We start from the raw sequence: 12,576 nt of genomic DNA on the forward strand, positions 1-12,576 counted from the left end.
AAATCTCTGATTTCCCCTCTGCGCTGCGCCAGTTGCTTCTCGCAGGGGGAGCAAGATCCCCGGAGGAACCGCAAGGGCGCACTGGCAACTCTATTGCCTCTCTGACTTTTCACGGTATCTGGAAAACCTCTCTCTAAATCTCTCTCCTACAAGCAGAGAGACTTTGAATTTTCCCCCTTCCCGTGTCGGGAAGGGGGCTAGGGGGTTAGGTCTTTCATGGGCGAATGGCACTAAGAAAAGCCCAAAGGCTTGTGTCGTCTCGTTCCCAGCCTCCAGGCTGGGAATGTATTTTGAATGGGCTGCTGCCTCTTGTCAAGCTACTGGAGGCGGCAGCCCCCTCAGAATGGGTTCCCAGCCTAGAGCAAGGGCTGTATCTTTTCTTAGTGGCATTCTTTCATGGGCTTTTCCATACAATGTGAAAAGTCAGATGCCTCTGTGGTTTAAAAGTAATTTATCTAACCACAGAGGCGCAGAGAACACAGAGTAAAGAGGGATTCTTTGACCAAAATTTTTACCCACCTTGTAAGAGCTAGGGTATAGAGCTACCCCTACCAAACTCTAGTATGGGCGTTGCCAAACTTAGCCCGTCTTAATCTGAGAAAGCAGAGGCTAGATTTGTGATTTTATTTTTCGAGTGTTTCCGGAAGCGAAGGAAAATTTCAGTAATGGTAAGAGTTGAAGGATTGAGAATTCAAGACTACTGTTTCAAAAAATGCAAATATTACTAGCTTTAGCTATAAATATTGCTAATATTTCCCACATTACGTTCACAATCAAAAGCTAGGTTATGACGTGCTTATTCTTTTATTCAACAGCAAAGGTCATCAGATTGCGGCGCTCCGTGTTTGGCAATGATTAACCAATACTGGGGCTTATGCTTAAACCTCTACAATTTGCCTAACTTAGATACAGGTGCATCTCTCCAGGTTTTAGCAGGAGCAGCCCAAACTTCGGGATTATGAAGCGCTATCAGTGAGGGCAGTCTTAGCAAGCTGGACTCATATTATAACCCATCGATAGCTTATTGGCAAGTAATCCATTATCTAGTTGTTTGGAGAGTTAAAGGCGATCGCATATCGCAGTATTGATTTCTGATCCAGACTTATGCAAAGCGTGGCTTTCGCGTCCAGAGTTTGAAACTAGCTGCACAGCTTATGACCTACTTTTAGACCCTACGGAAAACTTGCTAACACTGCATTTTTAATTTCAACTTTATATATCTGCTATAGAATTACTATTTGATTGGGTTTAGTGCCGTACTCTGCCACATATTTTTTAGTAAAAGCATGCATTCATGGTTGTTTTACTTTACTTAGTTGACGATCATTAAAACCATATATATAGCAATCCTAAATGAGTTGTGAAAATGTGTGACATCTAGATACCCGACTTCTTCGATAAGTCGGGTATCTAATTTTCCACGAATGATTTAGGATTGCTGTATTAATATTACCGCTAACCAGTAATTTTATTTCATAACTGGCCTATTTATGATTACTGACTGATAATCATGAAATATTCACGATCAGTTTACAGCGATTTCATTTAGATACGCTGAAGCTGTATTTCTGGCAAATCAAGAAATACAAGGGTAATAAATATAATTATCTAATTGAACTTACCTAAAAAGTATGTTCAACACTATGGCTCTGAACGTTTTCGCTCTCTATTTTCTATTATTTTTAGAAGTTGTTTTACATGATAGTTAATGGTAATATTTTCTAGTGACTAGACAATAATAAAGGTTTTAAATTGATGCCGGCTGAGGGGTAAGACCCCTCATAAACTAGCAAAGAGGGGACAAAACTAAAAGTTGCACAATCCGCACGTAAGTATAGGAATGCTTCAGTAAATTTCACTTATAAATCTACTAATTTAGGAGATGACATTAAAGACAAAAAATCGTATAAATACGAATGGCGCTGTTAACACCCAAAGATAAATAAATTTTCTATCATAGCCCAAAAAAATATGCAAACTTCCCGGAAAATGCCTAATTCAACAGTAGTAAGAAATACAAGCGCGTGAACAGATAGAAATTATTGAATTAGGAGTTGAGAAAGTTTAAGAAGACAAAACTGTATCTACCAAGATCCACGCCAAGACTTTTGTCCTATCAGTTATATGACAAGACAAAAGATAAACTTTTACCTTTTACTTACTAACAAGCTATAAGCAAAGTTTCCTCCATTCATCGGAGTGAATCTTGACAATGAGGACTGAGCCGCTAACAAACTTGATTGCTTTTAATCAAAGGTTCAGTTCGTGGAAAGAATTATCAGGTCATCAATTAAAAGACCAATAATCGCAGAAATTTAACTAGTTTACTTCATCCAAGATAACTAAACACTATGATGAACCAAGACATTGCTGGTATTAGTAGCAACTTAGATAACACAGTAAAGGCTCAACAATTTGACAAAGTAGTTGAAGCAATTCTGGCTGGAAAGTATTCCTGGGCATGTGTTTTAATGCTGCGATTTGGTGGTTATAATCCTCTACATTACATTCCATACCGTACCTACAATCGATTGCTCAAAGAAAACTCTCAAGCCAACAGGACAAAACAACAGCAAAGTGAAAATATCAAAATGCTGAAACAGGCTAATGATTCCAGGTCTGATAGTAATATGTCATCAAACTGCTTAAGCAAAATTAAAGACCGAGCTTATCTGGAAGTAGTTGGAAAGCAAAAAACAGAAATCCGTGGGAGTAGTTTAGACCAGAGATTGGCACACCAAATTAACGAACATCAATCAAGCAAATCGTCATTAAAGCCAGAAAATTCTCAAGATATTTCCTTGAAATCTTGTGGATTTAATTAAAAAGTATTTTGAATCAAGAGCTTCTGCACTACAATTGATTGAGTATCTGAGAACCTGCTCTGCTAATTTAAAATAGCATGGCAGGTTTTCTATAGCAGTAACTAATTTGATAAATTTTTGCAAAAATCTGCCAGAATGGCAAATATATACTGACAGTATTGGTAAACTAATAACAACTACAACTTAAGCCCAAATAGAGGTGATTGCCAAGCAAGCTAAGTTTAAAAAATAAAATCAATGATTAGTTCTGACTATGAAATAAATCAAATTGATTACAAAAGTAGTCAGTATTTCATGGAGTAAACAACTCCTACACCAAGACCGATGGATGATGCAACCGTTGCTACTGGTGGTTCTATTTTTGAGGAAGTCTGAGCAAAGAGAATTTGGGGAGGTGGATTCCCCCAATCTAAATTTTACACAGCTTTTACCGACTGCAGACGGTAAAAGTAATGCTTATAAAACTTCCTATGCTGTGATTGGTGTTGCTTTAGTTAAATATTGCAAACGCTTAACATCAATCCCAGGAACGGAAATAGAAAAGTTACGGTGAAATCTTTGTCATGGCTGGTAGAACTAGTAGCTGATATAGCGGTTCTCGGTTTAGTGAGGTACAAGAACCCCACCCCCAACCCCCTCCCCGCTCTTCGAGAGGGGGCTAAGATGTACCTTCTATGATTAGGAAACGCTATATGCTTCTCTTTCGACTATTGTAATCCTAGTCCTCCCAACCAGGATTATCTCTAGTTTCTAAATTTTCAATTTATATATTAATTACTGGAAGTTCAAAACTTGAAGAGCCTCCAGTTTTTTTATGTGTAAATAAAAATAAGGTAGGCAATTTGCCCACCCTACTTTTTGTCGAGAATAGTTAATCCAAAAATGAATTAAACCTTGGCTAATTCTGGGGTAGGACGTTTGCTGTTACGAATTGATGTAATAGCCTCAGCATAATCCTTAGTGTTAAACACAGCTGAACCGGCGACGATCGCATTTGCTCCCGCTTCTAAAACTTGCCAGGTATTATTTGCTTTCAGTCCCCCATCCACTTCAATCCAAGGGTCAAGACCGCGTTCATCACACATTTGGCGCAGCTTGCGGATTTTGGGTAACACACCAGGGATAAAGCTTTGACCACCAAAACCAGGGTTGACGCTCATAATCAGTACTAAATCGCACAAATCTAGAACGTATTCAATTAGCTCTAGAGGGCTACCAGGATTCAGCACAACTCCAGCTTTCTTACCAAGCTCTTTAATTTGCCCCAAGGTGCGGTGCAGGTGCGGAGAAGCATTATGCTCACAGTGTACGGAGATAATATCGGCACCCGCTTTAGCAAATGCCTCTACATACTTTTCCGGCTCCACAATCATCAAGTGGACATCAAGTGGCTTGGTTGTAACGGGACGAATCGCCTCCACAATCAGAGGGCCTATCGTAATATTAGGTACAAAGCGACCATCCATTACATCAACGTGAATCCAATCCGCTCCAGCTGCGTCTATGGCGCGAATTTCGTCACCCAGACGACTAAAATCGGCTGATAGTATAGATGGAGAAATTACAATGGGCTTTTGAGATAGGTTTTGGGTCATGGCTAGTGGGTTTTAAGCGTCCTCGTCTGTATGCATTGTAACAAAACATTGAGCAAGACTCATAATTTTGATCCCGGCTTTTTTGGGAATGGGGAGTGGGGAGTGGGGAGTAGAGAGTGGGGAGATGAGGGAGATGAGGGAGTGAGGGAGTGAGGGAGTGAGGGAGTGAGGGAGTAAATTCTTCCCAATGCCCAATACTTCTCTTCTTAGGCTGCGCCAACGGCAACTCTTGGAGACGCTACGCGTAGCAAGATCCCCGGAGGGGTACGCTCAGTACAAGTGCCCAATGACTAATGACCAATGACTAATGACTAATTAACTAATGACTAAAAAACTAACCTGGATAATTTGGGGATTAAGCGCTTCTTGTCTGAGTGCGCCGGTAATTGCTTCAGTTTTAGAATCTGCACTAGGAACTAATGGTATTGATGCTCTGAAGTTACACCAAGCTCCTTATAATTTAATCGGTCGTAAGATTGCTATTGGTCAAGTGGAAATTGGCCGGCCGGGAATGTTTGGGTGGGATAAGGCGGTGTCTAAAAACCGTGCCATATCTTTAGCGGCTGTGTTCTTACGCAATGGGCCAGCTAAGTCTAATAGCGGTGTTGACTCCCACGCCTACAATGTGGCTGGTGTGATGGTGAGTCAAAACAAAGCTTTACCGGGAGTTGCTCCGGGAGCGCGACTGTATTCATCGGCGGTGGGTTCGACTAAAAACATGGGTCAGCCAGAAGAGTGCTTATCAGCACAGCACATAGCACTACAAAATGGTGGCGATGTCCGTGCCATTAACTTTAGCTTTGGTGAACCTCTGAGCCGCGATCCTAGACCAGAGGCGGCTTTAGATGGCAATGCTTTACTAACTTTATGTGTTGACTGGTCTAGTCGCGTTCATGATGTTTTGTATGCGATCGCAGGCAACCAGGGTAAGGGCGGTATTCCTATTCCTACAGATAATTTTAACGGAGTTAACGTTGCTTTTTCATCCAGCCGAGGGGGAGTTTTTAACAAAGTAGATGTGGCTAATCTGGCTGCTGCTAATCAAGGAGTGAGTGGAAGGCTAGCTGGAAGAGAATTTGATCTTGGTGGGCGACGCGCTATTAGTTTAGTTGCTCCTGGAAATAACATTCCTTTGCTCAATCCAGATGGCAAATTCAACAAGGTTACAGGGACAAGTTTTGCAGCGCCTCAAGTTACGGCTACTGTTGCTCTGTTGCAGGAACTTGCTGACCGACAGATGCGGACAAAACAACCCCACTGGAGCATCGATGCTCGCCATCATCAAGTAATGAAGGCTGTATTGCTGAACTCCGCAGACAAAATCCAAGATAGCGGTGATGGCTTGCGGTTGGGAATGACTAGGACGTTAATTGATAAACAAAATAAAAACTGGCTAGATTCTGATGCTTATAAAGATCCCAAGATTCCCTTAGATGCCCAAATGGGAGCGGGTCATTTGAACGCATTTCGCGCTTATCAGCAATTTAGTGCTGGTCAATGGCAGCCATCATCTGTGGTTCCAGCTATTGGTTGGGATTATCGCACAGTCGATTTTGGAGCATCTGTTGACTATATATTAGCAAAACCTTTAAAGCCGGGAAGTTTTGTTGCGATCACCCTGACTTGGGATCGATTGGTGGAACTCAACGATAAAAATAAAAACCAGCAATATGATGTGGGCGAAAATTTTCGCGATCGCGGTTTGAATAATCTCGACCTCTACCTGGTAAAAGCTGATGCTCAAAATTCAGATACTGGTGCTGTTTGCTCCTCAATCAGCCAAATCGATAGTGTAGAACATATTTTCTGCCCCGTTGCTGCTACTGGTAATTACAAAATCCGCGTCCAGTTTCGTCAAAAGGTCAATGAAGCGACTCAACCCTACAGTTTAGCTTGGTGGAGTGTACCTATCAATTGAAATAGGGTCAGCCGTTCGTCCCTACAAAAGTTCTATGTTTCGTGCAACTCAGAAACGTTATAGCACTTCTCGGTCGAGTCCAATACAGACCTAACCCCCAGCCCCTTTCCTTCAAGGGAAGGGGAGTAAGATTCAAAGTCTCTCTCATTTTAGGACAGAGTAATGGAAGTGAGGTCAGAGTGTATTCCATACAAACGAGCGACACCGAATAGCCCGTCGTAGACATCGCTATATTTGATCTATCAAACCCCAACAGAAGTGGTTATTTTGTGACTACGTAGCTTACAATACTTTTATATATAAATAGGAAAATTCCTAGAAATCAAAACTTTTCATAAATCGTCTGCATAGCCGCCTAAATCAGGAATTGTCAACTATCACAAGTTTTGTTTAGTTCCTCCGAGCTACTAACTGGCTGTTACCGTTTCTGTAACAGTCCCATTATTCTATTGGAGCAAATGCAATAGTTAATCATTGACACAGTATCTGCGTCAACTCTAAGCACAGATCGGGAATCTTTGGCAATTGAGGTAGCAGAATGAATCGGCAGAAACTTAGTGAAGCAAAAGAAAATTTCCTGCAAAGACGTTACGGTGTGAGTCTGGGCAGACGTTATGCTCTGGCGGCTGCAAGTGTTGTTCTATTTAGTGTATTAGGGTGTTCTCAAGTCGATAGTAATAAAAGTGTCCTTGCCCAATCTAGTTTACCTCAACCAGAAAATCCATTGCAAAAAAAAACAGTCAACACTGATACAAAAATCGTTGATTCTAGTAATAAGTTTGGCTTCAAACTGTTTTCAGAACTTCTGAAAAATGATCGGGGTGAGAAGAATATTTTTATCTCACCCTCTAGTGTGGCGATCGCTCTGGCTATGACCTACAACGGCGCTAGCGGCTCGACTCAACAAGCAATGGCGAAAACTCTGGAATTACAGGGGATGAATCTACCAGAAATCAACTCTTCTTACGCGGCGGTATTAAAGCAGCTTTTAGACAATTCTGATGGGAAAGTGCAACTGAAGATTGCTAACTCACTTTGGGCAAATCAAGATGTTAGCTTTGCGCCAGACTTTCTCAACAGAACCCAGAATTTCTATCAAGCGAAGGTCAGTAATTTAAACTTTAAAGATGCCGCCGCATCTAATATCATCAATAACTGGGTAAAAGAAAATACTAACGGTAAAATCACTCAAATAGTTGAAAAAATTGAACCAAATCAGGTATTATTTCTGATTAATGCTATATATTTTAAAGGTAATTGGAGTAAGGAATTTGACAAAAGTCAAACCGCTCAATACCCTTTCTACATTACATCTACTAGGCGAAAACAACTCCCAATGATGTCGCAGAATGGTGATTATAGATACTATGAAAGCGGACAATTTCAGGCAGTTAGTTTACCTTATGGTAAAGATGGTAAGTTCAGTTTTTATATATTCCTGCCCAAACAAAACTCTAACCTCAAAGCCTTCTATCAAAATTTGAATGTTGAAAACTGGGAAAGATGGATGACTCAATTCAGCAAACAAAAAGGGTTTATTCGCCTACCCCGTTTCAAAACAGACTATGAAGTTACACTCAATGATGCTTTAAAAAGTTTAGGCATGGAAGAGGCTTTCAGCAACAAAGCTAATTTTTCCGGTATGGGTAAAAATATTGCCATTAGCGAAGTTAAACATAAAACTTTTGTGGAAGTAAACGAAGAAGGCACTGAAGCGGCTGCGGCTACTTCAGTGGGAATGGTAGCAACATCTTTGAGACAAGAACCAGAACCATTCCGAATGATTGTTGATCGTCCCTTCTTCAGTGCCATCAGGGATAATCAGACGGGAAGTGTTTTGTTTATGGGTTCGATCATTGATCCACAGTAAAAAATTAAAAATTTCTTCATTTTGAATTGAGTTCTAGGGTAATGTCGCTTCAGAAATACTCAAAGTGTTTTTAGCGTCAGCTTTTGGAGACTCGTTTGCTGCAACAGGTGCAGTTGTCTCCCCAATGGTGTTGTCGTTTATCTGGCTACCAGGACGCAAGGCGCTTAAAGCAGTCTTAATCACAACAGCTGTGGGTACTGCCACAATTACACCCAATAGTCCACCAATTCTTGCCCCTGTTAAGACTGAAATTAAAATCCAAACTGGATTTAAGCCAGTAAAGCTGCCTAAAATTCGGGGGGCAATTAAGTTTTCGAGAATTTGCTGGACAATTACTGCTGCTATCAAAACTCTTACACCCATTGAGAAATCTTGCAAGGCTACCAATAATGTAGTCAGAGCGATGCCTACAGAACCACCAAAGGGGACGAGAGCCATCAGCCCAATAGTTAGTCCGAATAGCAACCCAAATGGTACTTTCAGCCACAAAAAGGTAGGAATCAGGGCTGAAGCCATACAGGTAGATAAAATCAACTGGGTGATGAAGAAATTTTGGAAACTGAGGCGGACTGTTTTGGAGAAAGGATCGCGGAATTTAGCGGGTAGCCATTCCACTAAACTTTGCCAGAGTTCAGACCCATGCTGTAAAAGATAGAAAGTCAAAACTATCGTCAAGAGAATATCTAGCAGACTAGTGACTGTGAGGACAGCCAGATTTAAAACTTGTCCAGCGATCGCTTGCAATTGTCCCTTGACGCGATCGTTGATTTGTACTACCAGAGCATCGAGGTTAATCGGTAAGCCAAAAATCTCAGCTTTTTCGTTTAAGATCATTAACTGAGAGCGTCCAGAGTCGATCAACTCTGGTAAGCGAGCCACCAGTTGTTGAGCTTGGGTAAGGGCCAAGGGAAAAAGTGTCACACCCAACGCCAATAAAATCGATAAAGCCAAGAGAAATACTAAAATAGCGACTTGCTCTCGCCTAGCACCATGATGCTCCATCCAACTTACGGGGTAGTTGAGCAGAAATGCTAATACTGAGGCTCCGACTAAAATGACTATGAGAGAATGGAAATAATTAAAAAATACCGAAATTGCCCAACCATTGATAACTAGCAACGGAGCGAATAGCGCGATCGCCCCGATTCGCGCTATTGGAGTGAATGTTTGCCACCAGTCGAGTAGCTTGCGTGTCTGCATTTTGAGCTGATTGCGGGATAGAACTAAGTTAAATCTTTCTTTACAGCTTATTATCTCTAACTATATGAGTCTTATTCATCCTTCTAGTTTAGGAGTTCGACTAACCCCAATGGATAATTTTGAATCGAAAGAGAATGGGGAGTGGGGAGTGGGGAATGGGGAATGGCGACTGGGAGGAGAAGAGGGAGAAGGGGGACAAGGAAGAATTATTGAAGAAGTCTCTCCTTTGTCTCTTCCCAACCCCCAATCCCCAATCCCCAGTACCCAGTATCTTTTACATTTAGTTCCGATTATCGGCTTTTTTCCATCCTTGTGGACTCTCTATCGGGGCCAGGGTAGTCGGGAACAACTTGCTATTAGTCGTCTGTCTATCACTTTGGCACTTACTTGGCTGTTGGGTTATTTATTATTAACTACCGGAGCAGCAACTTCAGATTATTTTCCGCTACGTCTATTTATCCTGAATAGCTTTCTCACATCAGGTTACTTTTTAGTCAGTGTTTGGTTGATTTTGCGCCTGACGCACGGCAAATCTGGGCGTTTAACAGGGTTTAGTACTTTAGCAGAACGAGTGCTTGGCAAGTATTTATCTTAATTTTTCAGGTGGTAATTTGTCAGTACTTTTACTTATTTCCTAAAAATTTACAGTTGATTTATCCATATATCTAGTCAAATCCAGTTTATTATTGCCATACTTCAGTAAAACATCTCTAGGTTGGCCCAAAAGAAAGAGAAATGCTGCTATAAATGTTGTGGTTGACACTACATGAAAAAAGTTAGCACTGATAATTAAGAGTTAGCTATTATGGGTTGATTTGTTTGGATGTTTTTAGTCTGCAAATTTACCGAATTTGACTAGTGAGTAAGTGTGAGGAAGTCTGTGACCATTCAAAGAAGTTCGGCGGAAGAAAACCAGTCGGGAAAAGCCTCAAAGTCCAGTAAACAACAAATTTCCCAGAACTCGAAATCAGGACGTTGGCTGTGGTTTTGGGTAGGTATGAGTGGGATTGCGATGGTATCAGCAACAGCAGGGGCGCTTTTGGCAGTGTCTTTAACCAGCACGCCTTTGCAACAAGCCCAGCTAAGTCCAAAGGATGAGGCGGCCTTTGATGGCGATCGCATTTCTGGAGGTGTGCTGCGATTTTCAGAATTAACTCGCCCGGTAAATCTCTTGGTAATGGGGATGAGCGTACTTCCCCCAGATATTCAAAACCCTCCCCCAGAAACCAAAAACCTCAGATACCAGCCCCAGGTAAACTCCTTTGAGGGTCTTTCCGATGTGATGCTCTTGCTCAAATTTGATCCAGAGACGAAAAAAATCATCATGCTCTCTATTCCCAGAGATACCCGCACAGAAATAGAGGGGTATGGGGTGAAAAAAATTAATGCTGCCAATGTTGATGGTGGACCAGCTTTGACTGCCAGAACCGTCAGTAATCTCTTGGGTGGGGCGGGAATTGATCGCTATATCCGAATTAACGTTTTGGGAGTTGCCAAGCTGATTGATGCTTTGGGTGGCGTGAGTGTTTATGTCCCCAAAAATATGAAATACCAAGATGATTCTCAGCATTTGTACATCAATTTGAAGGCTGGTAAGCAGCATCTAAATGGCGATCAGGCACTACAATTGCTGCGTTTTCGCCATGACGAACTCGGTGATATTGGTCGGATTCAGCGCCAGCAAATGGTGATTCGCGCTTTGATGGATCAAACACTCAACCCAGGTACTGTTGCTCAATTACCTAAAGTTCTTGATGTAGTGAAAGACCACATCGATACCAATTTGACGGTTGAAGAGTTAGTAGCACTCATGGGTTTTGGGGTGCGGACAAATCGCTCTAATATGCAAATGTTAATGCTGCCAGGTCGCTTTAGCGAGAAAGGCGAGTTTGATGCTAGCTATTGGTTGCCCAACAAAAATGGTATTACTAAACTGATGGCTCAACACTTTGGTTTGGACTCAGAACAGGAACAGCTAGCGACTACGACTAACCCCCGCTCTTTGCGGATAGCAATTCAAGATAGTACAGGTGGCGATCGCTCTAACCTCCAACCATTAATTAGAGCCTTGGAAAAATCTGGGTATCGCAACGTCTATATAGCCAAGGCATGGGGTGAGCCTTTAGATGTAACTCACGTTGTCGCCCAACAAGGAGATGGTGACAGTGCTGAATCAATTCGCAACACTTTGGGATTTGGAGAAGTGCGCGTGGAAAGTACTGGCAACCTTGGCTCAGATATCAGTATCCAAGTCGGTCAGGATTGGTTGCAACAAAAATCTATTTTGGAGAAGTCGGGGACGAAATAATTCCTAATTAATTAAGAATTGTGTTGATAAGTAAGTGGGCACAATCAAACCAAACTGTGTGAAGAAAAGTAAACAAGGCTCAAACTCTTTTTCCCCCTGCTCCCTGCCCCCTGCCCCCAGCTAAGTGCCTTATCCCAACGATAATTATTTACGCCGACCTACTTACTCGGAAGTACTGAACTGTTTACACTGGTACAAATGCTGATGACAGCGAATTTACTACCTGGCTCAGTTCTTGGAGTTTAGCTGCTACCACACCATTGGTTAATAATTCTTCTGCTTTAGCTAAAACCTCTGACATATCTAGACAAATACCACTGCGCCATAGATAAAACCCGCCATTCCACAAGGCTGTTTGCATTAGTTCACCTGGTTTACCTGCCAAAACCTCCTGAATCTCCGCCACCAGTTCTTCAGTAGTTCCCAAGGGTACGTTCTTGGTAGTAAAGCCGTAATCACGCGGTACGAGGTGCAATCTTTCTACCTCTTGGGATGCTACAGATGAAGATAAGCTGATAATCACAGTGCGATCGCGCGGTAAATCGCAACTACCTTCTAATCCTTTGACGAATGTAAATTTTGTGACTCCCCGCAGTTCCAGAGCTATCTGAAATATCCCTTCTGTTGGCGGATGGACAAACCCAGCAATTACGCGATCATCCCCAGCATAAGGACACCAGATTCGCTCCATTGTTGCTAAGGGTGGACGTTTGCCGAGTTTTTGCAAGTGGTAGAGTAGTCCAATTGACTCCTAAACCCTGCCAAATATCTATCAGAGGCAAGCCGTATTTTGTTGGGAGGCGATCGCCTCCAACTGTCTTTAATTTTGAAGTAATAAATGAGTAATGAGTAATGGGTAT

10 protein-coding genes and 1 pseudogene are annotated in these 12,576 nt (G+C 41.9%); 8 read left to right on the forward strand and 3 right to left on the reverse strand.

What is annotated here, in order from left to right; translation table 11 throughout:
• The first annotated feature begins 283 nt into the window (after positions 1-283).
• The 4 genes from V7K97_RS11665 (at position 284) to V7K97_RS11680 (ending at position 3,378) form a co-directional block, all read left to right on the forward strand.
• The gene (locus V7K97_RS11665) at positions 284-487 is read left to right on the forward strand and encodes a hypothetical protein (RefSeq protein WP_334801069.1); all 204 of its coding nucleotides are present in this window, start codon (positions 284-286) and stop codon (positions 485-487) included.
• A 364-nt stretch (positions 488-851) separates the two neighbouring features.
• On the forward strand, positions 852-962 hold the full coding sequence (locus tag V7K97_RS11670; RefSeq protein WP_334801070.1) for a hypothetical protein: 111 nt from the start codon (positions 852-854) through the stop codon (positions 960-962).
• Positions 963-2,354: 1,392 nt separating this feature from the next.
• Entirely contained in the window at positions 2,355-2,825 is a 471-nt protein-coding gene (locus V7K97_RS11675; RefSeq protein ID WP_334801204.1) for a HetP family heterocyst commitment protein, read from the forward strand.
• 268 nt (positions 2,826-3,093) lie between these two features.
• The gene (locus V7K97_RS11680; protein WP_334801071.1) at positions 3,094-3,378 is read left to right on the forward strand and encodes a hypothetical protein; all 285 of its coding nucleotides are present in this window, start codon (positions 3,094-3,096) and stop codon (positions 3,376-3,378) included.
• Positions 3,379-3,712: 334 nt separating this feature from the next.
• Here V7K97_RS11680 and rpe read toward each other — a convergent pair whose 3' ends face one another.
• On the reverse strand, positions 3,713-4,420 hold the full coding sequence (gene rpe / locus V7K97_RS11685) for a ribulose-phosphate 3-epimerase (RefSeq protein WP_334801072.1): 708 nt from the start codon (positions 4,418-4,420) through the stop codon (positions 3,713-3,715).
• 322 nt (positions 4,421-4,742) lie between these two features.
• Between rpe and V7K97_RS11690 the strand changes: the two genes are divergently transcribed.
• Positions 4,743-6,338, forward strand: a complete 1,596-nt coding sequence (locus V7K97_RS11690) for a S8 family serine peptidase (protein WP_334801073.1) — start codon at positions 4,743-4,745, stop codon at positions 6,336-6,338.
• Positions 6,339-6,876: 538 nt separating this feature from the next.
• Positions 6,877-8,208, forward strand: coding sequence for a serpin family protein (locus V7K97_RS11695; protein ID WP_334801074.1), 1,332 nt, complete (start codon positions 6,877-6,879; stop codon positions 8,206-8,208).
• 33 nt (positions 8,209-8,241) lie between these two features.
• Here V7K97_RS11695 and V7K97_RS11700 read toward each other — a convergent pair whose 3' ends face one another.
• Positions 8,242-9,408, reverse strand: a complete 1,167-nt coding sequence (locus V7K97_RS11700) for an AI-2E family transporter (RefSeq protein WP_334801075.1) — start codon at positions 9,406-9,408, stop codon at positions 8,242-8,244.
• A gap of 109 nt (positions 9,409-9,517) precedes the next feature.
• Here V7K97_RS11700 and V7K97_RS11705 point away from each other — a divergent pair, with 109 nt between their 5' ends.
• Together V7K97_RS11705 and V7K97_RS11710 are read left to right on the forward strand one after the other, a co-directional pair.
• The gene (locus V7K97_RS11705) at positions 9,518-10,003 is read left to right on the forward strand and encodes a hypothetical protein (RefSeq protein ID WP_442936814.1); all 486 of its coding nucleotides are present in this window, start codon (positions 9,518-9,520) and stop codon (positions 10,001-10,003) included.
• Positions 10,004-10,288: 285 nt separating this feature from the next.
• Positions 10,289-11,716: an LCP family protein gene (locus V7K97_RS11710; protein WP_334801076.1), complete on the forward strand. Its 1,428-nt coding sequence runs from the start codon at positions 10,289-10,291 to the stop codon at positions 11,714-11,716.
• A gap of 184 nt (positions 11,717-11,900) precedes the next feature.
• On the opposite strand, the pseudogene V7K97_RS11715 reads toward V7K97_RS11710, so the two are convergent.
• Positions 11,901-12,528: pseudogene (locus V7K97_RS11715) on the reverse strand (hypothetical protein); the annotation flags it as partial.
• Between the last annotated feature and the right edge of the window lie 48 nt (positions 12,529-12,576).

Source organism: Nostoc sp., from assembly GCF_036917815.1.
GTDB lineage: Bacteria > Cyanobacteriota > Cyanobacteriia > Cyanobacteriales > Nostocaceae > Nostoc.